General features: G+C 38.5%; 30 protein-coding genes. 21 read left to right on the forward strand and 9 right to left on the reverse strand.

Going from position 1 to position 22,372, the window contains the following annotated elements:
* Positions 1-111 precede the first annotated feature (111 nt).
* The 6 genes from bla to V2145_RS08165 all read left to right on the forward strand — a co-directional run bounded on the left by bla (position 112) and on the right by V2145_RS08165 (position 3,550).
* Complete coding sequence (bla, locus tag V2145_RS08140) at positions 112-1,041, forward strand: class A beta-lactamase (RefSeq protein ID WP_179289193.1); 930 nt, start codon at positions 112-114, stop codon at positions 1,039-1,041.
* Between the two features lie 315 nt (positions 1,042-1,356).
* Positions 1,357-1,689, forward strand: a complete 333-nt coding sequence (locus tag V2145_RS08145; protein WP_330987529.1) for a DUF4241 domain-containing protein — start codon at positions 1,357-1,359, stop codon at positions 1,687-1,689.
* Positions 1,690-1,912: 223 nt separating this feature from the next.
* Positions 1,913-2,230 carry a PadR family transcriptional regulator gene (locus V2145_RS08150; protein WP_094910216.1) on the forward strand — a complete coding sequence of 106 codons (318 nt, stop codon included), beginning with the start codon at positions 1,913-1,915 and terminating at the stop codon, positions 2,228-2,230.
* On the forward strand, positions 2,227-2,940 hold the full coding sequence (locus tag V2145_RS08155; RefSeq protein ID WP_094910215.1) for a DUF2812 domain-containing protein: 714 nt from the start codon (positions 2,227-2,229) through the stop codon (positions 2,938-2,940). Before V2145_RS08150 ends, V2145_RS08155 begins: the two co-directional genes overlap by 4 nt.
* A gap of 163 nt (positions 2,941-3,103) precedes the next feature.
* Entirely contained in the window at positions 3,104-3,331 is a 228-nt protein-coding gene (locus V2145_RS08160) for a hypothetical protein (RefSeq protein WP_330987530.1), read from the forward strand.
* Between the two features lie 12 nt (positions 3,332-3,343).
* On the forward strand, positions 3,344-3,550 hold the full coding sequence (locus V2145_RS08165; protein ID WP_210607955.1) for a DUF5316 family protein: 207 nt from the start codon (positions 3,344-3,346) through the stop codon (positions 3,548-3,550).
* A 79-nt stretch (positions 3,551-3,629) separates the two neighbouring features.
* On the opposite strand, the gene abc-f is transcribed toward V2145_RS08165, so the two are convergent.
* Positions 3,630-5,273 carry a ribosomal protection-like ABC-F family protein gene (gene abc-f, locus V2145_RS08170; protein WP_210607956.1) on the reverse strand — a complete coding sequence of 548 codons (1,644 nt, stop codon included), beginning with the start codon at positions 5,271-5,273 and terminating at the stop codon, positions 3,630-3,632.
* 366 nt (positions 5,274-5,639) lie between these two features.
* Here abc-f and V2145_RS08175 point away from each other — a divergent pair, with 366 nt between their 5' ends.
* From V2145_RS08175 to V2145_RS08215, 9 genes are all read left to right on the forward strand, one after another.
* Positions 5,640-6,563 carry a DMT family transporter gene (locus tag V2145_RS08175; RefSeq protein WP_330987531.1) on the forward strand — a complete coding sequence of 308 codons (924 nt, stop codon included), beginning with the start codon at positions 5,640-5,642 and terminating at the stop codon, positions 6,561-6,563.
* On the forward strand, positions 6,560-7,048 hold the full coding sequence (locus V2145_RS08180) for a GNAT family N-acetyltransferase (protein ID WP_094910211.1): 489 nt from the start codon (positions 6,560-6,562) through the stop codon (positions 7,046-7,048). Before V2145_RS08175 ends, V2145_RS08180 begins: the two co-directional genes overlap by 4 nt.
* A 10-nt stretch (positions 7,049-7,058) precedes the next feature.
* Positions 7,059-7,295: a hypothetical protein gene (locus tag V2145_RS08185; protein ID WP_094910210.1), complete on the forward strand. Its 237-nt coding sequence runs from the start codon at positions 7,059-7,061 to the stop codon at positions 7,293-7,295.
* 499 nt (positions 7,296-7,794) lie between these two features.
* Positions 7,795-8,223, forward strand: coding sequence for a hypothetical protein (locus V2145_RS08190; RefSeq protein WP_330987532.1), 429 nt, complete (start codon positions 7,795-7,797; stop codon positions 8,221-8,223).
* A 15-nt stretch (positions 8,224-8,238) separates the two neighbouring features.
* Complete coding sequence (locus tag V2145_RS08195) at positions 8,239-8,748, forward strand: quinone oxidoreductase family protein (RefSeq protein ID WP_330987533.1); 510 nt, start codon at positions 8,239-8,241, stop codon at positions 8,746-8,748.
* Positions 8,717-9,226 carry a quinone oxidoreductase family protein gene (locus V2145_RS08200; RefSeq protein WP_330987534.1) on the forward strand — a complete coding sequence of 170 codons (510 nt, stop codon included), beginning with the start codon at positions 8,717-8,719 and terminating at the stop codon, positions 9,224-9,226. The genes V2145_RS08195 and V2145_RS08200 overlap by 32 nt, the downstream gene beginning before the upstream one ends.
* A 78-nt stretch (positions 9,227-9,304) precedes the next feature.
* Positions 9,305-10,006 (forward strand): DUF554 domain-containing protein, encoded by a 702-nt coding sequence (locus V2145_RS08205; protein WP_330987535.1) that lies wholly within the window; start codon positions 9,305-9,307, stop codon positions 10,004-10,006.
* A gap of 189 nt (positions 10,007-10,195) precedes the next feature.
* Positions 10,196-10,825 (forward strand): TetR/AcrR family transcriptional regulator, encoded by a 630-nt coding sequence (locus tag V2145_RS08210; RefSeq protein ID WP_330987536.1) that lies wholly within the window; start codon positions 10,196-10,198, stop codon positions 10,823-10,825.
* Between the two features lie 79 nt (positions 10,826-10,904).
* Entirely contained in the window at positions 10,905-11,891 is a 987-nt protein-coding gene (locus V2145_RS08215) for an aromatic ring-hydroxylating oxygenase subunit alpha (protein ID WP_131887750.1), read from the forward strand.
* Between the two features lie 43 nt (positions 11,892-11,934).
* Here V2145_RS08215 and V2145_RS08220 read toward each other — a convergent pair whose 3' ends face one another.
* From V2145_RS08220 to V2145_RS08235, 4 genes are read right to left on the reverse strand one after another with little or no spacing between them, the layout of a single operon-like run.
* Positions 11,935-12,225, reverse strand: coding sequence for an antibiotic biosynthesis monooxygenase family protein (locus V2145_RS08220; protein WP_210607964.1), 291 nt, complete (start codon positions 12,223-12,225; stop codon positions 11,935-11,937).
* Entirely contained in the window at positions 12,225-12,692 is a 468-nt protein-coding gene (locus tag V2145_RS08225) for a heme-degrading domain-containing protein (RefSeq protein ID WP_131887748.1), read from the reverse strand. The genes V2145_RS08220 and V2145_RS08225 overlap by 1 nt, the downstream gene beginning before the upstream one ends.
* Before the next feature lie 14 nt (positions 12,693-12,706).
* Complete coding sequence (locus V2145_RS08230) at positions 12,707-13,885, reverse strand: MFS transporter (RefSeq protein WP_131887747.1); 1,179 nt, start codon at positions 13,883-13,885, stop codon at positions 12,707-12,709.
* Positions 13,886-13,907: 22 nt separating this feature from the next.
* Positions 13,908-14,642, reverse strand: a complete 735-nt coding sequence (locus V2145_RS08235; protein WP_330987537.1) for an IclR family transcriptional regulator — start codon at positions 14,640-14,642, stop codon at positions 13,908-13,910.
* A gap of 204 nt (positions 14,643-14,846) precedes the next feature.
* Between V2145_RS08235 and V2145_RS08240 the strand changes: the two genes are divergently transcribed.
* A complete protein-coding gene (locus V2145_RS08240; RefSeq protein WP_131887745.1) occupies positions 14,847-15,293 on the forward strand; it encodes a PH domain-containing protein in 447 nt (148 codons plus the stop codon).
* Positions 15,294-15,324: 31 nt separating this feature from the next.
* On the opposite strand, the gene V2145_RS08245 is transcribed toward V2145_RS08240, so the two are convergent.
* Together V2145_RS08245 and V2145_RS08250 are read right to left on the reverse strand one after the other, a co-directional pair.
* Positions 15,325-15,555, reverse strand: a complete 231-nt coding sequence (locus V2145_RS08245) for a hypothetical protein (RefSeq protein WP_247600339.1) — start codon at positions 15,553-15,555, stop codon at positions 15,325-15,327.
* Between the two features lie 181 nt (positions 15,556-15,736).
* The gene (locus tag V2145_RS08250; protein WP_210607968.1) at positions 15,737-16,045 is read right to left on the reverse strand and encodes a winged helix-turn-helix transcriptional regulator; all 309 of its coding nucleotides are present in this window, start codon (positions 16,043-16,045) and stop codon (positions 15,737-15,739) included.
* 146 nt (positions 16,046-16,191) lie between these two features.
* Here V2145_RS08250 and V2145_RS08255 point away from each other — a divergent pair, with 146 nt between their 5' ends.
* From V2145_RS08255 to V2145_RS08275, 5 genes are all read left to right on the forward strand, one after another.
* Positions 16,192-16,776: an NAD(P)H-dependent oxidoreductase gene (locus V2145_RS08255; protein ID WP_094910202.1), complete on the forward strand. Its 585-nt coding sequence runs from the start codon at positions 16,192-16,194 to the stop codon at positions 16,774-16,776.
* A 109-nt stretch (positions 16,777-16,885) separates the two neighbouring features.
* Positions 16,886-17,665 (forward strand): Cof-type HAD-IIB family hydrolase, encoded by a 780-nt coding sequence (locus V2145_RS08260; RefSeq protein ID WP_330987538.1) that lies wholly within the window; start codon positions 16,886-16,888, stop codon positions 17,663-17,665.
* Between the two features lie 22 nt (positions 17,666-17,687).
* Positions 17,688-18,143, forward strand: coding sequence for a GNAT family N-acetyltransferase (locus V2145_RS08265; RefSeq protein ID WP_311857940.1), 456 nt, complete (start codon positions 17,688-17,690; stop codon positions 18,141-18,143).
* Positions 18,144-18,372: 229 nt separating this feature from the next.
* Complete coding sequence (locus tag V2145_RS08270) at positions 18,373-18,750, forward strand: hypothetical protein (RefSeq protein WP_094910199.1); 378 nt, start codon at positions 18,373-18,375, stop codon at positions 18,748-18,750.
* A gap of 228 nt (positions 18,751-18,978) precedes the next feature.
* The gene (locus V2145_RS08275; protein WP_330987539.1) at positions 18,979-21,018 is read left to right on the forward strand and encodes a collagen-like protein; all 2,040 of its coding nucleotides are present in this window, start codon (positions 18,979-18,981) and stop codon (positions 21,016-21,018) included.
* Between the two features lie 127 nt (positions 21,019-21,145).
* Here the strand turns inward: V2145_RS08275 and V2145_RS08280 are convergent, their stop codons facing one another.
* Together V2145_RS08280 and V2145_RS08285 are read right to left on the reverse strand one after the other, a co-directional pair.
* On the reverse strand, positions 21,146-21,598 hold the full coding sequence (locus V2145_RS08280) for an ASCH domain-containing protein (RefSeq protein WP_311857945.1): 453 nt from the start codon (positions 21,596-21,598) through the stop codon (positions 21,146-21,148).
* A 9-nt stretch (positions 21,599-21,607) separates the two neighbouring features.
* Entirely contained in the window at positions 21,608-22,369 is a 762-nt protein-coding gene (locus V2145_RS08285) for a GNAT family N-acetyltransferase (RefSeq protein ID WP_330987541.1), read from the reverse strand.
* Between the last annotated feature and the right edge of the window lie 3 nt (positions 22,370-22,372).

Consider the following 22,372-nt stretch of genomic DNA (forward strand, 5'->3'; position numbering starts at 1 on the left):
AAGAATATTCAGATTTATATCATGTGAGTATCATACATATCTCACATCGACTACTCCTAAGAAATGGTACCATAAAGCTATCAGTAAAATGACTAATTAGGGAAAGGTTGGATGATTATGATGCTAAAGAAGTGGATTTCTAATCGCTTGAAATTTAAAGCAGTCGCACCCGTTTTAATTTTTTCATGCGTATCGCTTATTGGCTTTTCTGGAGCAAATATCTCATCAGCTGAAATGAAAAACGAGACTACAATTGAAAGAAAACTTGCTAAGCTTGAGGATACATACGACGCTAAGCTTGGTGTCTATGCGCTTGATACAGGTACGAACAAAGTAATTTCATATCGTCCTGATGAACGATTTGGATATGCTTCAACTCACAAAGCTTTAGCTGTGGGAGTATTGCTGCAGCAAAAAGACATTAAAGACCTTGATAAACGAATTACATATACGCGAGATGATTTAGTGAACTATAACCCCATTACAGAAAAATATGTTGATGCAGGAATGACGCTGAAAGAGCTATCTGATGCATCGCTTCGCTATAGTGATAATACAGCAGGAAACCTTATTCTTGAAGAGATAGGTGGACCGATAGGATTTAAAAAAGCTCTTAGAGAACTAGGAGATGACGTGACAAATCCTGTGCGAATTGAGCCGGAGCTTAATGATGTACAGCCAGGCGAAATCGCTGATACGAGTACGGCGAAAGCGCTAGCTACAAGTCTTCAAGCTTTTACTTTAGGAGATGCACTTCCTGTTGAAAAACGTGAGCTTTTAATTGACTGGATGAAGCGAAATACTACAGGAGATGCATTGATTCGTTCAGGAGTACCAAAGAATTGGGAAGTAGCGGACAAAACAGGGGCAGGATTATATGGAACGCGTAATGACATTGCCGTCATTTGGCCAAAGAAAGGTGATCCTATTGTTCTTGCAGTGCTTTCAAGTCGTAATGAAAAAGATGCTTCGTATGACGACAAGCTTATTGCAGAAGCAACAAAAGAAGTAGTGAAAGCGCTCAAAGGTAAAAGCCATTAATTTAATAATTTTTAATAATTCATAAAAAGATAACTCAAAAATGGTACTATGTTTTTATAGTGCCATTTTTATTAGAAGTAAGATAAATAGTTAGGGGAATACAAGATGAATAGTAAAAAATTAGGTAGCTTTCATGTGACTAGTCTTCAGCTTATCATCTCAGATCCGTGTTATCCAATTGAGTGTGCGGTAGACGACAGCGACGATTTTGCATGGAAATTAGAACCTGCTAAAAGGGGTGAGTGGACCGCAACAGTTTTCTATTAAGATGATTTTACGATAAGTAAATTAGTAGCTACGCACACTGATTTTAAAATGACTGATACTTGGATTGAAACTGGAAAAGAAGTTGGAGTAGATTCAGCCACGGCAGGAATATTTGATGCATCTGTTTATGGAAGAGACGACGCAATTACATATGAAGTGGAAAATGTGCATGAGATTAATATGGATGAAGAAGGTCTTACGTATTATGTAGCTTGCTGCGATGCAGTCGCATCTTCTGAATATGAAGCTAGTATCGTCCCTGGTGGAGTTGTGTCGATGTCCGGCATAGGTGACGGTTACTATCCAGCTTACGTTCAATATGATAATCAAGAAATAGCCGCAGTATTATTAGATTTTTGGTTTGATGAAGAAGAGGAATAAAAACAAACTGCTTTTATATAAAAGTGTTAACCTTTATAAAGGTAATCTTCAAGTGCGCTCTCTTGTGAGAACGCACTTTTGTATTTGGAAGACCTACTTTCTGCTTTCATTAATATTGAAATAAAATCCAATTTTAATCTAGACAGTTATATCACATTATGATATATTTTATTTAGTTATATCGCAATGTGATATATCTTGAAGTGATATAAGAGGTGAGGATTTGGGAAAAACAGAGCAGTTAACAGATTCAATGTTTTACATAATGGCAGCTTTAACAAAGCCAAGACACGGCTATGCTATTATGAATTTAATCGAAGAAACATCAAAGGGCACCATTACAATAGGGCCCGCTTCCATGTATACCATTATTAAAAAGCTTTTAGAAAAAGAATGGATTTACTTATACGATGCTTCGGATTCAAGACGTAAAACGTATTTCCTTACCGATGTAGGAAGAACTGTGCTTAGAGAAGATGTAACCCTTAGAAAAATAATGATTGAACTAGCTGAAACGGGATTGGGGGAGGATGAAGAATGAAACAAACCAAGTACATCATGTCAGGTGGCCTTGCTTTTGCTGAAGAGAAGGATATGAAAAAATTACGCCGATTTTCTTTAAAAGGATGGCACGTTACTGGTTTTAAATTTTCGGGGTACACGCTTGAAAAAGGAGAAAGCTCAGACTATATCTACAGCGTAGACTACCGATCCCTTGAAGTAGGAGAAGAAGATGAATACTTTGATGTTTTTGCATCCGCCGGGTGGTCTCACGTAACTTCAGAAGGAGATATTCATTTGTTTCGAGCAGAACCTGGTACAAAAGCGATTTATAGCGACTCTGAGACGTTAGTTGAAAAATATAAAAGCTTATCTAATTCCATGGGGTATATCGCGATTTCATTAGTAGTACTCACAGCGCTTGCGTGGTTGGGAACGATAATGAGCTCTGGAGTTTTACATTCGCTGCTGACTGTGATTGGTATCGTGCTAACAGTTGTTGCCTTTCCAGCAACTTTGACTGCCATCGCATCCTATAATAATAAATGGAAAGTGGAGGAAAAGAAGGGTTCGGTTGCTTTGTTGAAAATTATACCAGCTGCTCTTGTCATAATGGCAGTTCTTGTCTTGGTATTCGGTGATTATGACTCGGCTCGTCTGCTAGCCTATATGATTATTGGAGGAACTGTCTTTCCAGCAGTGATTTGGCTGATTATGTCTTTATTTCATAAAGTGAGAAACGAAGGTTAAATGAATAGCTCAAACAGAGAAAAGCGATTAGACTCTTTAGTTTCTAATCGCTTTTTCTTGTCATTCAAGTTTACTAGAAAAAGTGAATAATTGGATAGTGGTGAAACTTTTCAAACCTAAAATACGTATATGTAAATAAATACTAAAAATGGATATGTTGAACATGAATAATCAGCTTTTAGCTGGACTAGTTGTGTTACTTGTTATGTCTGTGGCTTTCAACATATATCAATTTATTCAACTGAAACGATATCAGCTACATAACCGTACCAAAGCATCTTGGCACGAGGCAATGAATCTAGGAAACCCAATCAGTTTATTTTTATGGTGGGGGCTATGTTCAGGAGCTGTGATTGGTATATTGGTAGGAATTATAGAATTGTTTATATAAGGAGGATCCTGTATGGTGAAGTTATTTCTAGTAATTGGTATAATCTCTATCATCATTTCTGGAATTTCGATTGGAGCTTGGGTAAATGGAGAGCAGCAAAGAGCGAACTTTCACTCTGAAACGGCTGAACACCGTAATGTTAAAACAAAAGTATCTATGGTGTTTGGTTTGGTAGGAATTGTGGCGTTAAGCGCTGCAGGGCTTGTGTATTTTCTGTAAAAGAAAAGCCTTACTAAAAAGTAAGGCTTTTTGCCATAATGAAGAGTTTTTGCACATGCTTTTATCTAGTAGTGAATGCTTATTGTAACCCTTTAATTCTCTTCGTTAGTTCCACAAACTTCAAATCCAATTCTGTATAATCCTTATGATTCGGTGTGAGAAAACTTAGCTTCCCAAGCACTTCCTGACGCTCGGTTTCAAGTGTTAAGCGAAGCTTTTCTTTATCATCGATGTTGCTTGGCTTATCGCCTGATGTTTGTAGCTGCTTGTTCATGCGTTCATTTTCAATAATTAGCTGTACAGTAGTAACCTTTTCAACGAAGTAGCGGTCATGGGAAACGATCAGCAATGTTCCGCTATACTGTTCTAGCGTTTTTTCAAGCTGTTCTCGAGAAGGTAAGTCAAGGTGATTGGTGGGTTCATCTAAAATCAGAACGTCTTTTTCTTCTAGAATGTACTTCATCAGTTTACACTTTACGCGTTCACCCATGCTCATGTTCGCAATTGGCTCGTTCCACTGTGACGCGACAAAGCCTAAATGCTTCATTAAGTTTTGAACATGCCCTCGAGCTTCAAATGTTTCTCGATGAAAAAGCTCTTTTGGCGTTTGGTCAAGCGGAAGGTCAAATACTTCTTGCGTTAAGTACCCAATTTGAGCGGAAGGGGAAATCCATAGTTCGCCTTTGGTCGGCGCTTCGTTTTTCATTATCATTTGTAAAAGCGTCGTTTTCCCGCTGCCGTTAGGACCTATAATCGCTACTTTCTCACCGTGCTGAATCGTGAAGTTTGCTTCTTTAAATAAGGCACGGTCTATAAATGATTTTTCCAGGTCTTTTACTTCCAAAAAGCGCTTGCCGTGCTTATGAGTTGAAGTAAATGAAAATTGTACCTGATACTCCTCAGCGGGAGCTTCTGTTTTAAACTTTTCCAGCTCTTTTTCAAGACGCTTTTGTTTTGACTTCACCTGTGAATCTAAACGCTTGGCTTTGACGCGGTGATATTCTTTAAAACCTTCTTCTTTTGTTGATTGTGCATGACCTGACTGTGACCAAGCGGTAAGCTGATTCATTTGATTGTTGATGCGCTCTTTCATTTTTTGCTGCTTTTCGTATTCTCGCTGTTGGGTGAGACGAACTTGTTCACGGTGTTTCATATAGTCGCTGTAGTTTCCGCTGTGTGCAATAACTTTTTGATTCTCAATAGACCAGATTTTTGTTGCGACCTGATCTAAAAAATAGCGGTCATGGGAAACCAAAAGGATCGTTCCTCGGTATTTCTTTATTTCTTTGATTAAAAGAGCCGTGCTGTCAGCATCTAGATGGTTTGTTGGTTCATCTAACAATAAAAGATCCGAATAGTTCGCTAAACCTCTTGCAAGGCGGGCTTTCAGCTTTTCACCACCGCTCAGCCGCTGAAAGTTGCCGGTTGGCACGTTCCATTTCCTTAAAAGCGTTTCTTCTGATGCCGACACGTCTTCAAATGAGTAAGAACGAGCTTCTTGTTCAACCATAGAAATGGAAATGTTGGGCTGAAAGTGCTGAATTTTTCCGCCTGTCGGATTTATATCTCCAGTCAGTACGCGAAGCAAAGTAGATTTGCCGGCACCGTTTTTACCAATAATACCGATAGTGTCACCTTGCTGAATACTTACATTTACATCTTTAAACAGCGTGTAGTCATTTAATTCAAGCTTCAATTCTTTTAATTGTAGTAGTTCTAACATCGAATCATCCCTTTGGTACAGGGAGAATAAAAAAATCCTCCCAATTTTATTGGAAGGATTAGTCGAGTCCGCATTATTGTCCCGCATAAAGAAGCCTATAAGCAGAGAGCTTGTAGGGATGGTTAAAAAATGGGCAGACTAATCCTAAGTTTTTAAGACTTGAAATTATGAAATTTCAAACGTAAAAAATTAGGTTAGTTATCCATTGTTCATCCATCATTCCTCTCGTGTTTATTAGTGAAAATTGTAGCATGCTTAAAAACAATCGGCAACCCTATGTAGAAAATAAATCCTTTTTTTAGATTTACCAGTTCTGTTTAGGATATTTATGGTAAAATAGATTCAATTTTATAGGAGGTGCAAGGAATGAATCACAATCAAGCATCTCTCAACTCTTCATCTGCTAAGCTAAAGATGATTGTATCCATGGTTATTTTTGGTTCAATCGGCTTCTTTTCAGAGCGCTCTAATCTACAGTCAGTGGAGCTTGTTTTTGTTAGGTGTGTGTGTGCGACTCTATTTTTAAGCGCTTGCTGGATGTTAACTGGAAAGTATAAAGAAGAAAAGTGGAGTAAAAGAGATGTTATCCAGACGTTGATCTGCGGCGTTTTTCTTGTATTAAACTGGGTGTTTTTATTTAAAGCATTTGAACAAACGTCCGTTACGGTCGCTATTTCAATCTATCATTTGGCACCGGTGTTTGTTTTATTTTTAGGAGCTATCCTATATAAAGAAAAGCTAACCCCTATATCAGTTGTGTCACTGGCGATTTGTTTTATCGGTACTCTTTTGATTTCAGGGGTTAGTGCTGGTACATCAATGAACGATTTACTTTCTTCAGGGGTGGTTTGGGGACTCTTAGCTGCGCTCTTTTACGCATTCACTACCCTAGCAGGTAAAGGGATTAGAGAGCTAAGTCCCTATGCGACGACGTTTTTACAAACTCTGGTTGGAATTTTTATGCTGATGCCACTCGTTACCTTTCATTCTTTTTTTGAACTATCTGCGATTAACTGGATGGTTGTAGCTATAACAGGCATCGTACATACTGGTATCGTCTATTTACTGTTTTTTGATAGTTTACGATTTTTATCATCAAACGTCATTTCAGTTCTCGTGTTTCTAGATCCTGCGGTAGCTATTTTATTAGATACGCTGTTAACAGGGTTTAGACCAGATATTCTACAAAGCGTTGGCATTGTCCTCATCTTTGGAGGCATGGGGTTGACGATGATGAAAGTGAAAAAGAAATCGGACTACTCATATCGTGAAGGGGAGAGTGTGAAATGATTGATATTAAAATTAGACCGGTACATCCAAGTGACGCAGAAGCTGTTCATGAAATTAGAATTCAGCCATCAGTTGCACGCCATACGTTAGCGATACCTTCAGAGCGTGTGAAAAGTTCAAAAGATTTTATGGAAAGCATAAGTCAAGATGCGCATCTAATGGTAGCTACAGTTGAAGATAAACTCGTTGGGATAGCTGGCCTTCATATTAAACCAGGAAAACAGCGTCATATTGCTGTACTGGGTATCTCGATTCATGAGAAGTACCACGGAAAAGGTATTGGTGGTGCTCTTATAGATTCACTTTTAGATATTGCAGATAACTATTTAGGTCTCATTCGCATAGAACTAGAGGTGAATGTATCAAATGAAAAAGCCATGAAGCTTTATAAGAAAAAAGGGTTTCAAGTAGAGGGACAACTAAAAAAAGCGCACTTCTATGCAGGTGAATATCATGATGTGTTTATAATGGGAAGAGTGAAGTGAGGAGATTCAGTTGGCAAAGTTTGTAGAAAAAGGGTTTATATATGGCCTTGTTTTAGGCTTTTGTATAGGCGTATTTTTCGTACCTTATAAAGAAGTATTGGACTCAGGAGAAGGGTTCATCGAAACGTCATACATGGAACTTATTGACGTATTTATGGTTTTAATGAGAATATGTGCTGCCAGCGGCCTTATCGGAGCTGGAATCGGTTATTACTTACATGTTGATAAAGTGAAGCACTCTAAGTAGTGGAGTGTTGTAAAGGTATTGATACATAAGTAGTTCAATCCCTACTATGCCTGAACAATTAAAAGTTCACAACTTTTAATCGTTCAGGCTTTTTGTTGATTAGGAAAAAATAGTTTAGAATGGAGCGTAGCGTGATGGAACGAACGGGTTCAAATAAACGAAAGAAATAGGAAGAACTGTTTTTCATCTTTTAGAAGCAGCTGTTTTTCTATGTCTCAAACTCATTTTCATTAATCAATGAAGACCCTTATACTGTTTTCTATTTTTCTAGTGATAGATTAACTTTACAATAATTTGAAAATATATCAATAATTTTACTTTGTCTTATTGAAACTATTGAAAAATCTGATTATAATGAGGTGTGTAAATTTTCCATTATTTGAATAAGCCGATATTTACGCCTGCTTTACGTGACTGGGAAAGTTACCCTTTATTGGCTATAAAGGGTTTATTCTTATGAGAAAAATAGAGAAGTAAGATGATATAAAGGGGATTATAAATGAAGAAAGTACTACTCGTAGCTTTTGTTTTTATATGTATAGTAGGCTGTTCTTTTGGTGGGAAAACAGCAGTGGAAGGACAAGCTGTTTTCTCTGATAAAGGAAAAGAGTGGAGTGCTGAATACATATATGACCACAAGCTTTATCAAGAGCGCAAGACAAATTGGGTAAGGCTAGGGCCAAAATCGATTAAGATAACGCCAGAACAATTGAAATACATAACGGTTGAGCTTCAAACGGGTGAAGGTGATACGGTAACAGGAAATGTAAAAGCCATGGTGAATAAATTGGACGATAAAGATAATACCGTGTCTTTTTTAGTCGGTACGCTTAATGATCGAACATATAAAGAAGATGTATTTAAAATGAAAATTATCTATAAAAACGAAGAAGAAGTGCTGAACCTAAAACTAGCAGAAAATAAGTAAAGTAGGGGATTATAGATGTCAAAAGAAGTCATGATGCAGGCAGTTATTCAACATGAGTTTGGAAGTGCAGACGTTTTAAAATGCGAGCAAATCCCAAGACCGAGCAGACAAGAAGGAGAAGTTCTTATTAAAGTCGCATATGCAAGCATAAACTATGCAGACCTTAAAACACGAGTTGGTGGCAAGGGGGAAGCAGAGTTTCCCTTTACACTTGGTTTAGACGCAGCCGGTATGGTAGAAGAAGCCTCTGAAAGTTCAGTATTTTCACCAGGGGATCGAGTTATTGCTTTTCCAAAAAGTGGTTCATACGCTCAGTACGCTATTGCAAGCGAAGCCCTTGGTTTTAAAATTCCTGACGAGCTCTCGTTTGAACAGGCAGCAGCAATGCCAACAGTAGCTATCTTATCATATATGCTAATTCATGAAATTGGACGAGTGAAGGCTTCGGATACAGTGGTAATTCATAGCGCTGGAGGAGGAGTGGGTTCCATGCTTGTACAAGCTAGCCAAGCAAGCTGGGGTTGAGAACGTGATGGGAACGGTGGGAAGCCTAGATAAAAAAGAATACGTTGAATCGCTTGGAGCAGATGCTGTTTTTACATACGATACATTTTCTGAAGAAGTTTTCAAGCAGACAAAAGACCAAGGAGCAGATGTTATTTTTGACTCGATGGCAGGAGACGTTACGGAAAGAAGTTTAGCATGTTTAGCGCTTTATGGTACACTCGTTCAGTTTGGAAACAGCAGTGGAAAAGCAGGAAGCTTTAAAACAAGTGATGTTCACAGCAGTTGTCGTAGCGTAAAAGGTTTTAGTTTAGGAACGACTAGAAAGCATGCTCCAGAGAGGCTAGCTCCTGCTGCTGCAAAAGTGATTGACCTTTTTGCTAAAAGAGAAGTTAATCTTTCTATTCAACAGGTATTTGATTTAAAAAACGCAGCCGGCGCTCATCGATTAGTTGAAAGCCGGAACTACGAAGGAAAGATTCTTCTTAAAGTATTGTGAAAATAATAAAAACATTTCGAAATGTAATAATTTGTAGTATGATGTTGAATGTACATACAGCATGAAAGAGGTATAGAGATGGTTTTATTAGGAACGCTTGCAAATGGGTTAGGCATTGTTGTCGGAACGCTTTTAGGAAGCTTATGTCGAAACATTCCCGAAAGCATGAAAACCACCGTTATGCAGGCAATCGGATTAGCAATTGCGGTTTTGGGAATTCAGATGGGTATGAAAAGCGAACAGTTTTTGCTCGTGATTTTAAGCCTTGTTATCGGTACAGTAGCGGGTGAAGCGTTGAAGCTAGAAGAGAAGCTTTCCTCAATTGGCTCATGGATCGAAAGCAAGGTCGGAAGTGGTCAAGGCAGTGTTGCTGAAGGCTTTGTAACAGCAACATTAATCTTCGTTGTTGGAGCAATGGCCATTATCGGTGCTCTTGATAGTGGCATTCGCGGCAATCATGACGTATTGTATACAAAAGCCGTGATGGACGGATTTATCTCTCTGTTACTAAGTACAACGCTTGGGATTGGCGTTATTTTCTCAGCCATAGCTGTTGTTTTATATCAGGGATTAATAGCTGTTTTTGCTGCACAGATTGATCGAATAGTTCCAGATGCACTGATGGATCAGCTTATTATCGAAATGACGGCAACCGGTGGTATTATGATTCTAGCAATTGGCTTAAATTTAATTGGCATTATCAAAGTCAAGGTGGCGAATTTGCTGCCTGCAATTGTTGTTGTCATTTTGTTAGTGACGGGAATGTATGCTTGGATGTAGTAGACCTTTTAACAGAAGGTCTACTTTTTTTGTGCACATTTGAACTATAAGCTTTATAGCTTGTTTTTGCATCAGCAAATTTTAAGGGATAGAATAGGAATAAAAACGAGCACATTCAAAATCGACAAGAATAAAAAAATATAGTAACTTATCAGTTGATAAGCTCGAATATATATAAGGGTGAATGATATGTCAAAACAGCCAAAGACTTTAAAAAAAGAAGATGGCGAAAAGACGCGCAAGCTCATTATGGAAACTGCGCGTTCACTATTTATGGAGTATGGGTATCGTGCTGTATCAACACGCAAAATTGCAGAGGTGTGTAAGATTACACAGCCCGCTCTTTATCATCATTTTTCAAATAAGCAAACTATTTATTTAGAAATGCTGAGGATTAATTTAGAACAAATGAAGCAGAGCTTATTAAGTATTATTAACAGCAAAAGAGATTTGCAGGAATGCTTAGAGCATATAATTTATTATTTATTAAAAACGTATCCGTATAATTTAAACCAACTCTTTCATGATATAAAACATGAAATAGCTGATGAGAATCAAAAAGTACTTCGACAGTGGTGGGAAGAGGCTTGTTTGGCTCCTATCTCTGCTTTACTACAAACAGCTTCTGATGAAGGAAGTGTTCATGTGCCGGCCAATACATCAGTAAAACAATATGCTTATTTATTAATGAGCTTGGTTAGTCAGTCCGAGATGGAGAAACTAGAGAGCGAAGCAGAAGTAAAAGAAAAAGCACAGTTTCTTTCGGAATTTATAATGTTTGGCATTTCAACTACTTTCAGAGATAACAAGAAAGCGTGAATAAATCGTTCATGCTTTCTTCTTTACCCTTTACTTATCATTTGATAAGTAAGTGTAACTTCAAAGGAGGAGAATAAAGATGAAACAGAATATTGATCGAGTTTTTCCTTATGAATGGTACGCAATTTGTTACTCAAGCGATGTATCGGAAAAGCCTGTTAAGAGAAAAATTGTTGGAAAAGACGTAGTATTATTCCGAAATGAAAAAGGTCATATCTCGGCTGTTCACCCTTATTGCCCACACAGGGGAGCTGATTTATCTCTTGGTTCTGTTGTAAATGGAAAGCTGACGTGTCCGTATCATGGCTGGCAGTTTGAAGGAGATGGAACATGTGCTTGTATTCCATCTCAACCAGATCAAACCGTGCCGAAATTCGCTCATGCACGCTCATATCCTGTTCAGGAAAAAGCAGGACTTGTATGGATTTTTCCTGATCATACAAAGACAGAAAAAGAGGTAAAAGAGCTTACTATTTTTGAAGAAATCAATCAAGACGGCTATAAGCTTGTTCCTTTTCAATCCTTGTGGAAAGCACATTTCACACGAACAGTGGAGTCCATTTTAGATATCGCTCACTTGACGTATGTTCATAAGAAAACGATTGGGAAAAATATGCCGAGCGTAGTGCCGGACTACAAAGTGGAAGGAAACCTCGATTTCTTTTCTTTTTCTGGGGGAGGAGCGTATTTAGAGTACATGTTTCCTCATCAATGGATATTGAAATCCAAGGATAAAGAAAAGCAAAGCTTCTTTCAGTATTTAACATTTACACCCTTAGATGAAGAAGAGACGTTGATTTTGGGGTACGGCGGTAGAAGTTTTTTGAAAAGAGCTCCATTTATTGACTTTTTTATGCGTTACTACAATTTAAAGGTGCTAAAAGAAGATCAAGACGTTGTAGAAAGTCAGCATCCTCGACCAATACCAGAAGCATTAAAAATGGAAGCACACGTGCAGGCAGATATGGCACAAATTCAGTTTCGAAAAAGGTGGTTTCAATTTCTATCCACTGAGGAGCCAGGATTTGCTTTGGATGAACAGTTTGAAAAGAACGGGAAAATATGAAAAAAAGGCGTACTAGCTAAAGTAAGCATAGTACGCCTTTTTTCTACTGAATCATGTAGTAGTGAAGAACAGTTGGTTCCTCACTGAAAAAATGCTTAATTCGCTGTTCCCATTTGGAGAATTGTGAACTTCCGACAAATCCGTTTACATGATCTTCAAGCGTAGCCCACTGTACAATAAGTAAAAAATGATTGGGAAACTCAATGCTTTGCATAAGTTGATGAGACAAATAACCAGCGTTGTTAATTAACAAAGGGAAAGCTTCACCGATAGCTACAACAAATTCAGAGACAAGGTCTTGTTTTATAATAAGGGTTGCTTGCTCTGTTACCATTAAATTATCTCCTTGCTGGTTAAATAACGTTTAATGCCTTCAACTACGTAGTCATGGTCTAACTGTGGCGTTAACCCAGCTACAGTAACACTTCCAATTACGCCCGCCCCTTGAATTCGAATTGGAAACGAACCACCGATTGCTTGGTAATCGGCTGGAGAAAGCAGTGAGCTTTCGTCGTGGGTTGTTCCATTTTCTTCAAAGCGAGCTGAGATATAGTGCGAACTTCTGTTATAATGGTCTACTACGCGTTTTTTACGTTGAAGCCAAAATACGTTTTCTTCGGACGTGCCGTCCATCAAGTGGGTAAAAAGAGGAACGCGGTTTCGTTCAATATGAACGGCAATTCCTTTCTTATGTTCTTTTGCATACTGAACAAGCGTCATTCCTAACTGAAGCGCATCTTCATTTGTAAATGATTGAAATTGTAGTTCATTTTCTAGTTCTTCTAATTGTTCAAGTTTCATGGTGTAAATCTCCTCTAAAATAAATTTTGTTTTTTATCCAATCGATAGTTAAGAATAGATAGTAAAAACGCAAGAGCGACCATAATGGCTCCAATCCAAGCAGTATCTAAATAAGTTAAGTAATCAACTGCGAATCCGCCTAGTGTGGACCCAGAAGCAATGCCTATATTAAATGCAGATATATTTAAAGCAGAGGCAATATCTTTTGCGGAAGGCACAAGCTTTTCAGCTAATGCTACCATATAGGCTTGTACACCAGCTGACATCATAAATGCAAATAATCCTAAGAGAATAATAGATATAATGCTTAGAAGTTTGCTTGGCAATAAAATCATTTGCAGCAGCAGTACAATTCCTTGTAATAAGAAAACGATGCGTAGTGATTTAACAGGGTGATTATTAGCTAATTTACCACCAGTAATATTTCCAATTGCTACAGCAACACCGTAAATTAAAAGCAGCAGTGAAATCGAGCTTGAAGAGTAGCCGCTAATGTGTTCAAGGATTGGTGTAAGATATGTGAAAAGAGCAAAAGTACCTCCAAATCCTAAAGCAGTCATAAGAAGCGCTAATAAAATTCGAGGATTTTTAATTAGATTTTTAACATCTTTCACTGTCGGTGCATGTTTTTGTTTCTTTACTTTGTCTATGATTAAAGCGTTGGCAATTAAGCCTATGACACCGAGTAAAGAAACAGCTGCAAAGCTAGCTCTCCAGCCAAAATGTTGTCCGATGGACGTTCCTAGAGGAACACCAGCAATCGTGGCCACAGTTAAACCTGTAAACATAATAGAAATAGCTGTTCCTTTTTTGTTTTCAGGTACGATGTCAGCGGCAACCGTAGCCGCTATAGCAAAAAACACACCGTGTGAAACAGCTGTAACAACCCGTGAAAGCATGAGTAGCTCATAGCTTGAGGAAACGGCAGAAATAGCATTTCCAGCCGTAAATATTGCCATCAATATGAGTAAAAGTCCTTTCTTTGGTAGCTTTCCTGTTAAAGCTGTAACGAGAGGAGTTCCAACAGCAATTGCAATGGCATAGCCCGAAATGAGCGTTCCTGCTTTTGTTAATGAAATTGATAAATCATTGGCCACTGTTTGAAGCAACCCTACAATTACAAATTCTGTTGTACCAATGGCAAATGCGCTAATAGCTAATGAAATGAGTGCGAGGTATACTTTTTGTGTCATTTTTGACTCCTTCTTTGTTGTATTATGAAAGCAAAGCTGAAATCCTGGAACTACATTCAATGACTTTTTTACTCAATGCTTTATCCATTTTGCGATGTAAGCGCCAACTTGGCCCTGAAATAGCGATAGCTGCAAGGACTTTGTCTTTAACAATGACAGGTGCTGCTATACAGCGTAAGCCAATTTCAGTTTCTTCATCATCAACAGCGTAACCTTGTTCTTTGATTACTTTTAAATGCTGCTTCAGTAAATGAAGGTCAGCAAACGTATTCTCGGTTTTCTGAAGAAGGGGGAGTTCTTTTAAGACGCTGTCCAGCTGCTTTTCATTTAAGAAAGCTAAAATAACTTTACCCAGAGCACTTAAATGAACGGGAGCGTAATCCCCAACTTCTGAATGTGTTCTTATCGAGTGACGTCCATCAACGACTTGCGCTGTGACTACGTTTGTCCCATATAAAATCCCAACATAAGCAGTTTCACCAATTTCGTTGCTTAATTCATATAAAGGGGGGACGGATAGCCAATTTTCTTTTGGGCTATAGGTAGTTGAAGACATGCCGACTTTTCCTGTTAAGGTGTATGCATGACCAACTTTCTTTACATAGCCCATTATTTCAAGCGTATAAAGCAATCGAAATGCCGTTGATTTGTTGAATGAAAAAGTATGGATGACATCTGTTAAAGTCATATCTTTCTGCTGTAAAGCGTCTATTATTAATAGCCCTTTTTTTAACGTAGCTACTTCATACTGTTCCAAGAAGCTCACCTCTCTTTCGTACGTTGTTTATCCTAATTGGTTTTGATGAGTAAATCAAAAAAAGAACTAAAGTTTCTATAATTGAAACAAAAAGGAGCATTACTTTATTTTCTACATCATTTTTGGGTGTTTATTCATTTGGAAGGACTAAAAATAAGGAAGTTGTTTTCTCAAAGTGTCAAAAATGAAGGGAGAGGACACGCCATGTACTTTCCATCCAAAAAAGATTGGTGGATGTCATGCTTAATTTGGGGAGTGGGTATCGCTGTTTTAATAGATGGAATCTTTGTGATGGGTTGGGGTGTGTTTGTGGTTCCGTTTATTCAAGATCATTATTTCATTCGACTAGCTGCTTTAGCGTTTTTTGCAGCTTTCATACTTTCGATTTGGTTTCGCACAGGGTATTATCTCACAGACCAAACGTTAACCATTTATTATGGTCCTTTTAAGAAAAAAATAAATGTAAAAGAAATTCACAGTATTCGCTTCGTCAAAATGCCTTTCATTGCCCCCGCACTTTCGATTCAACAAGTTCAAATCAAGTACAGCAAGCGTAAAACAATACGAATTTCACCTCGTGATCCAGAGGTGTTTGTCCAGTTTCTGAAAGTAAGATCAGGACTTACGATGAAAATATCACAAAAGGCGTAGCAAGCTTAATCAGCTTAGTACGCCTTTTCTTTTAATGTAAACATTTGCGAATACCTCCGTATTCCACCAGCGGTTTTGACACATAGCCGTCTGCTTCAAGTAAATAAATGATTGTTGTGGTAACGTATGGTACGTGGGCAGGGTGAAGGTCTAAATATTTTGAGAGCTGCAAGGAAGTAACGTCTCCTTTAAAAATATCGTGGCGGTTTACACAGACAAACGGGTATACGTGTTTTACGATTTGCTTAGCAGTTTCTAACATTAACAAATCAATCAGGCCTCCTAATTGTATTTTAATATAAAGATATTCATGAGTTTGTGTATTGATGACACGTATTTTTATAAGATAACGCTTACATTTGTTGATTTTTAATTTATATGAAGATAATAAAAGAAAAAAGTAACCTGTTGAATAACTTCTTATACAGAAGCTATTCAGCAGGTTACTGCAAATGTTTCTTGCTCCAATCCCCCATGCTTTGAAGAATAGGTACAAAACTTTCGCCTAAAAAAGTGAGGGAGTATTCTACTTTAGGTGGTACTTCATTGTATACTTCCCTGTGAATCATACCATCCTTTTCAAGCTCGCGAAGCTGATTGGAAAGCGTTCCTTTGGAGATGCCAGGAAGCAGCCGCTGAAATTCATTAAAGCGAATGGTTTTTGTGCTTAAATGCCACAGAATAATAATTTTCCACTTTCCGGCGATAATATTGTGGGTTTGAGTTACGGGGCAATTTTCTCTTTGGGCCATATAAGACAACTCTCTTTCTTTTCTTAAAGGTCACTTTTTTACGACTAGGTCATAAAAAAGTGACTACTTTTCAGAATTCCTCTATCCCTATAATATGAAATTATCGCTTGAATTTAAATATAAAAAAAACATGGGAGGAAGAAAACATGAAACATTTAATTATTTATGCACATCCACATCAAGAAAGCTTAAATCACTCTTTATTGGAAGCGACGGTTAAAGCTTTAGAAAAAAACAATCATGAGGTGGTTGTTCGAGATTTATATGCGCTGAACTTTCAACCTGTATTTACAGAAGAAGATATGGAAGCAATGAAGGCAGGGAACACTCCTCAAGATATTAAAGTAGAACAAGAGTATATTACACAAGCAGACGTTATTACGTTTATCTATCCAATCTGGTGGGCAGGCCTTCCGGCTATTATTAAAGGGTATGTAGACCGTGTTTTTGCGTACGGCTTTGCATATGCTACTGGTGAAGAAGGTATTACTAAGCTACTAGCTGGAAAGAAAGGTCTTATCATTAATACCCACGGAACACCAAGCGCTGTTTATGATGAGATAGGCATGACGGCAGGATTAAAAATCACGTCAGATGTAGGGATTTTTGATTTTACAGGAATTGAGCCTGTTGATCATTTATTATTCGGAAGTATCGGCTATTTAGATAAGGAAGGCTACAAAAAAATCTTTACTCAAATTGATGAGACGATTGATCGTCACTTCTCATAATTGTAAGCTAAGCACTAGAACCAACAGGGTTTTGGTGCTTTTTCTATTATTTGCTTTTTTTAAATGCGTATATGGATTAAAATGGAACTAAAAGAAAGGAAATGGAAATATGAGCTGCAAAATCATTTTTTTCGACGTTGATGGTACGCTAACGCATCACAAGAGCGGCGAAATACCTGAGAGTACAAAGCGTGCCATCAGTTTATTAAGAAATCTCGGCATTATTATTGTAGCAGCTACTGGACGCCCACTCTCTATGTGCGAAGAATTAAAAGAGTTAGGTATTGATGTGTTTATTACTGCAAATGGTGGTTACGTGACTTATCAGAATGAAGTTATACATAAAGTGAGTATGAGCAAGTCCAACGTAAAAGAGCTTGTAGAATTCTCAGATTCCAAACAACATGCTCTATCTTTTTACACGAAAGGCTTTCACATGAACGGAGTACAGGAAGAGGGTGTTTTAGCTGCTTTATTCGAAACCTTGTCGCTTCAAACCTATCCAGACACTCATCCTTCCATTTACGAAGAAGAAATCTATTTACTTTGTCTGTTTGGAACAGACGAAGTGGTGGATCAATATAAGATGAGGTTTCCTCACTATACGTTTTGCCGCTGGCACCCATATGTGGTAAACGTATTGGAAACAGACGTATCAAAGTCGCAGGCGATTGTAAAAGTGTTAGAGTACTTTAAAATACACCCTTCTGAGGCGATGGCTTTTGGGGATGGTGACAATGATATTGATATGCTTGAAACTGTAGGTGTTGGTGTTGCGATGGAAAATGGTAGTCAACGCTTAAAGGAAATAGCTGATTTTGTGACGAAAAAATCAGATGAAGATGGCGTGGAGTTTGCCCTTAGACATTATAACCTCATTTCACAATAAGAAAGAAGAGAGGACGTGTACAATGAACCAACCAATTCGAAAGCTTACTATAAAAGATTTAAAGCCTGCAGCTAAGCTGTTTGCGCGTGTATTTAACGAGGAACCTTGGAATGAACCATGGACGCTTCAAAGCTCTTATAAGCGGTTAATGGATATTAGCTTAACGCCTGGCTATCTAGGAATTGGTTATTTTGAAGAAGAAAATGGTCCGCTTCTAGGCTTTATCGTGGGAAATGAAGAACAATGGATAAACAATAAGCATTTTTATCTTAACGAAATTTGTGTGGATACCGATGCTCAAATTAGCGGTATTGGGACAACCTTATTAGAATTTCTAAAAGTACAGGTAAAGCAGCAAGCAGTAACACAAATCTATTTATCTACTGAAAAAGGTCACCGAAAGCCAGCTGCTTTTTTTCAAAAAAACGAGTTTGAATTGAATGAAGAACGTGTTGTGATGAGCTTAGAGTTAGAATAATACAGATGGGAATGAAACGTACCTATGCATTCTGACTTATAGGAGGAACCGGCATGAGAAAATTTCTCCTGTTAATCAACTTCTGTTTTGCTATATTACTAGCAGGCTGTAATGGTAACGAATGAATTGATAGCTATGTAGTCATAAATAATACCGAATTAATTGTAGTTGAAAGCCCTGATGGATAGAAAAATGTTGTAGAAAAGGTAACGGAATAGGACGATTGAAAATGAAGAAAAAAGTAGTAAAGATTTTACTGGTTATTAGTTTAGGAATGAACGCTTACTGGCTGGTCAAGCATTATGCTTTTGATAGGATGTATGATCCCGATGAAAAGGAACAGAACATTCTAAATGAAATGATTCAAAAAACAATTGAAAGTAAAGACTATCAAGAGATTGCTAAAACAAAAGATATTAAAGCTATAGAAAGCAGCATGGATAAAAATAAAGGTGGCAGGTATCCATATTATTTTAATGTAAGCGTTCAAACAACTGAAGGTACATATTTATTTGGCTGTAGTGATGAGAAGTGTACAGATGTCGAAAAGTATGGAGAAACTTATTCAATTTATCAGGATGAAAAGCCGAGACTGCCGTTAGAGTAGTGGGTTTTACTAGGAGACAGCTTTGCTATTTAGCGAAGCTGTTTTTATAATGTAAACTTTTTCATCAAAGAATTGATAAAATGATTCAACGTTATTAAACACAGTGTTTTTATTATAAGGAGATAAACATAAGTCCATACCTGTCCCTGTGTATATGAATAAACTATGAAAACGGTTTTTAACTTAGCAAAAATATAAACTTTATAAAAATAGAAAGGAGATAATTTCGTGTATTTCAATCGAAAGAGTAAAAATGTAAATAAACATAGTAATTACTGCTCGTACTGCTGCTCATGTTGTGACTGCCATACATGTTGCTGTTTGATTCCAGGTCCAAGAGGCCCACAAGGAATTCCAGGTCCACAGGGAAAAATCGGCCCACAAGGGGTTCCAGGTCCACAGGGAAAAATCGGCCCACAAGGGGTTCCAGGTCCACAGGGAGAAATCGGCCCGCAAGGGGTTCCAGGTCCACAGGGAGAAATCGGCCCACAAGGGGTTCCAGGTCCACAGGGAGAAATCGGTCCGCAAGGGGTTCCGGGTCCACAGGGAGAAATCGGTCCGCAAGGGATTCCAGGTCCACAGGGAGAAATCGGTCCGCAAGGGGTTCCAGGTCCACAGGGAGAAATCGGTCTGCAAGGGGTTCCAGGTCCACAGGGAGAAATCGGTCCACAAGGGGTTCCAGGTCCACAGGGAGAAATCGGTCCGCAAGGGGTTCCGGGTCCACAGGGAGAAATCGGTCCGCAAGGGATTCCAGGTCCACAGGGAGAAATCGGTCCGCAAGGGGTTCCAGGTCCACAGGGAGAAATCGGTCTGCAAGGGGTTCCAGGTCCACAGGGAGAAATCGGTCCGCAAGGGGTTCCGGGTCCACAGGGAGAAATCGGCCTGCAAGGGGTTCCAGGTCCACAGGGAGAAATCGGTCCGCAAGGGGTTCCGGGTCCACAGGGAGAAATCGGCCCGCAAGGAATTCCAGGTCCACAGGGAGAAATCGGTCCGCAAGGGATTCCAGGTCCACAGGGAGAAATCGGCCCGCAAGGAATTCCAGGTCCACAGGGAGAAATCGGTCCGCAAGGGATTCCAGGTCCACAGGGGGAAACCGGTCCGCAAGGGATTCCAGGTCCACCAGGTACGCCAATTTTAACAGGAGTCGGAGCACCAACATGTGATGTTGGGGATTTAGGAGATATTTATATCGACTTATTTACAGGTAATACTTATTATAAACTCTCTCAACCTGTTTCTCCTCCAACTAGAGATATTCCTCCTCCAACCGGCGCTACGATTCCGGTTGGTTCAACGCAAACCTTTACCACAATCCAATCGGCTTTAGCTGCTGCTAATAATGGAGATAGACTATTGCTTGATGCTGAGACTTTTATAATTACCTCCACTATTAATGTTAACAAATCGGTAAAGATTGAAGGGCAAGGTATAGGGGCAACTACCGTTATTACTACACTGAACACCGTAACTAATATGTTTAATGTTACAGTTCCAAATGTTGTGTTTCAACAGATGTCAATTGTTCAAAATTTCCCATCTGTTTTAAGTGTTGAGTCGGTAATTGCAATAAATAATTTGACCGCAACAGGAATATATGTCGACAGCTGTGAAATTTCAATATGTGAATTAGGGATTTCAATTAGAGCAACTGAGTTCCAAATAACAAACTGTAGCTTTACCTATGCGCCCCTTGCTTCAAGCCCTAATGGTCACTATTACATTGTTATTTCTTCTACTTCAGGACAGAGTATTATTAACAACAATACTTTTATATCTACTGCAGGTAATAATAGTTGCAGGTTTATCATTATTACGAATGTAAGTGCTAGTTCAGGAACACTTCAGGGAAACTTGGTAATAAGCAATAATACACAGCTTCTTTCGCCAAATACTTTAAGGCATTTATTAGTTATCGAAGAATTTGTTGGTTCCAATTTTGGATTGTATATTCTTAACAACACTACAATTAATGAGGGAAATGTACCTGTATTGTTATTTAACGCAAATTTGAATATATTTAGATTTATAGAAGTGGATGGAAATACTGTTCAAAATACCGCAGGAAAAGGTCTCATTGGAATTGATTCAAGTTCTGTTGGGGCAACTACTATTTTCAGTTCAAATAATACGATTGCAAATCAATTTTTTATTACAGGATGGGCCTCTGCAACTATTCCACCTAGCTTTATTGTCGGGTATAATACAACTTCAATTTCGCAGGCACCTAACCTTCTAATAAATAGTTGTTATTGGTTGATGTTAATTTGATGTCTGATAGTCCTCAGTGGGAAAGGGGAAAGTTTCATAAAGCTATAAAAAGGTAAGAGTAGAAAAATGTAAAGATTAAAGTGTCAGCTAACCTTATTACGGCACAAAAAGCCTAGCTGCTAATAACTTAGCAGCTAGGCTTTTTTAAAGTCAAGTTTACAAAACGCTCACAAACCACAATTAAATCAGGAGAAAACGTCTTTCCATAAGGCTTTAACTCGTTTGTGAAAAATTCTTCGTGCGCGTGCCACCAGAAGTTATAGTCACCTTCACCTTCAGCTAATGCGAATTCTTCTGATACCTCGTTCATCGGCAAAACGTCTACCGATTGAACTTGAATAACGGCAACTGGCTGATTGCTTTCGTCTAAAACAATTGAATAATCTCCTTTTTTCGGTAACTCTTCATTTTCAAGTTCATAGAAAACATAGCCGGATGTGGTAGCTGTTTTTTTACCTTCAACAACTAAGGAAGCAAGCCAACCAGGAGATGCACCGAACTGAAATGCTTCTTTGTACGATACGTTCGTAAGATTGTTCTTCCGGCAAAACTCCTGCCAAAATTGATCGATTTCATTCATCTTTTTCACCTATTTCTTCAGAATACGATAATGATGAGAAGACACTGCTTTAAAACCAAGCTTTTCATACAAATCAACTGCTGGCTGATTACCTTTTACAACCTGCAGGTAAACATAGTCAGCTTCTTGTCTTTGAGCACATTGAACGAGCGCGCTCACCAGCTCTTTGGCAATGCCTTTTCGGCGATGTTTAGCGTGTACAACTACGTTGCTGATGCATCCGTACCCTTGTTCAACTACCACGGATCCTAAACCGATTGTTTCATTAGTGCCTGATAAGCGCAGAAACGTCTTAGGAGCATTAATGCTGGAAAAGATATGAGTATAAGCGTCAAAGCGATCTTTTGAAAAGTCTTCTAACGTTAGAAACTCATGAACCCAAGCTGAAGTTGCTTCGGATAAGTAATCAGCATCATACTGAATATCGAGCTTGACGTTTTGGAGCACATCTTCACATGCGGCCATCATCGTAAAGCATTCATCGATTTTCTGATAGCCTTTTAACGCCAGTGTTTCATCTAACTGTGCAGGTGAAAGCTGAGAGATATGAAAACATGATGATGCGTTTTTGCTTTCATAAAAATTTTCAACTTTTTGAAGCCAGTTTGGATCAAGAGGCAGTGAACCCACTGCACGGACGCTATTGGCGCGCTTTGTATAGCCAAACGTGTAGCGCAGCGTCCAATCACCAAGTTTTTCATTTGTATGAGCTGGCCAAGCATTTGGAGCCAGCTGTTCGAGTAAGCGAAGTGTATCTGTTTTTGTATGCATGCT

Source organism: Priestia sp. GS2 (assembly GCF_036409025.1).
GTDB lineage: Bacteria > Bacillota > Bacilli > Bacillales > Bacillaceae_H > Priestia > Priestia aryabhattai_A.

Bases quoted from the DNA above. Each gene is read 5' to 3' on its own strand.
- bla (WP_179289193.1), top strand. From the start codon at position 112: ATGATTATGATGCTAAAGAAGTGGATTTCTAATCGCTTGAAATTTAAA.
- V2145_RS08145 (WP_330987529.1), top strand. From the start codon at position 1,357: ATGACTGATACTTGGATTGAAACTGGAAAAGAAGTTGGAGTAGATTCA.
- V2145_RS08155 (WP_094910215.1), top strand. From the start codon at position 2,227: ATGAAACAAACCAAGTACATCATGTCAGGTGGCCTTGCTTTTGCTGAA.
- V2145_RS08160 (WP_330987530.1), top strand. From the start codon at position 3,104: ATGAATAATCAGCTTTTAGCTGGACTAGTTGTGTTACTTGTTATGTCT.
- V2145_RS08165 (WP_210607955.1), top strand. From the start codon at position 3,344: ATGGTGAAGTTATTTCTAGTAATTGGTATAATCTCTATCATCATTTCT.
- abc-f (WP_210607956.1), bottom strand. From the start codon at position 5,273: ATGTTAGAACTACTACAATTAAAAGAATTGAAGCTTGAATTAAATGAC.
- V2145_RS08175 (WP_330987531.1), top strand. From the start codon at position 5,640: ATGAATCACAATCAAGCATCTCTCAACTCTTCATCTGCTAAGCTAAAG.
- V2145_RS08180 (WP_094910211.1), top strand. From the start codon at position 6,560: ATGATTGATATTAAAATTAGACCGGTACATCCAAGTGACGCAGAAGCT.
- V2145_RS08190 (WP_330987532.1), top strand. From the start codon at position 7,795: ATGAAGAAAGTACTACTCGTAGCTTTTGTTTTTATATGTATAGTAGGC.
- V2145_RS08195 (WP_330987533.1), top strand. From the start codon at position 8,239: ATGTCAAAAGAAGTCATGATGCAGGCAGTTATTCAACATGAGTTTGGA.
- V2145_RS08205 (WP_330987535.1), top strand. From the start codon at position 9,305: ATGGTTTTATTAGGAACGCTTGCAAATGGGTTAGGCATTGTTGTCGGA.
- V2145_RS08210 (WP_330987536.1), top strand. From the start codon at position 10,196: ATGTCAAAACAGCCAAAGACTTTAAAAAAAGAAGATGGCGAAAAGACG.
- V2145_RS08215 (WP_131887750.1), top strand. From the start codon at position 10,905: ATGAAACAGAATATTGATCGAGTTTTTCCTTATGAATGGTACGCAATT.
- V2145_RS08220 (WP_210607964.1), bottom strand. From the start codon at position 12,225: ATGGTAACAGAGCAAGCAACCCTTATTATAAAACAAGACCTTGTCTCT.
- V2145_RS08225 (WP_131887748.1), bottom strand. From the start codon at position 12,692: ATGAAACTTGAACAATTAGAAGAACTAGAAAATGAACTACAATTTCAA.
- V2145_RS08230 (WP_131887747.1), bottom strand. From the start codon at position 13,885: ATGACACAAAAAGTATACCTCGCACTCATTTCATTAGCTATTAGCGCA.
- V2145_RS08240 (WP_131887745.1), top strand. From the start codon at position 14,847: ATGTACTTTCCATCCAAAAAAGATTGGTGGATGTCATGCTTAATTTGG.
- V2145_RS08245 (WP_247600339.1), bottom strand. From the start codon at position 15,555: ATGTTAGAAACTGCTAAGCAAATCGTAAAACACGTATACCCGTTTGTC.
- V2145_RS08250 (WP_210607968.1), bottom strand. From the start codon at position 16,045: ATGGCCCAAAGAGAAAATTGCCCCGTAACTCAAACCCACAATATTATC.
- V2145_RS08255 (WP_094910202.1), top strand. From the start codon at position 16,192: ATGAAACATTTAATTATTTATGCACATCCACATCAAGAAAGCTTAAAT.
- V2145_RS08260 (WP_330987538.1), top strand. From the start codon at position 16,886: ATGAGCTGCAAAATCATTTTTTTCGACGTTGATGGTACGCTAACGCAT.
- V2145_RS08265 (WP_311857940.1), top strand. From the start codon at position 17,688: ATGAACCAACCAATTCGAAAGCTTACTATAAAAGATTTAAAGCCTGCA.
- V2145_RS08270 (WP_094910199.1), top strand. From the start codon at position 18,373: ATGAAGAAAAAAGTAGTAAAGATTTTACTGGTTATTAGTTTAGGAATG.
- V2145_RS08280 (WP_311857945.1), bottom strand. From the start codon at position 21,598: ATGAATGAAATCGATCAATTTTGGCAGGAGTTTTGCCGGAAGAACAAT.
- V2145_RS08285 (WP_330987541.1), bottom strand. From the start codon at position 22,369: ATGCATACAAAAACAGATACACTTCGCTTACTCGAACAGCTGGCTCCA.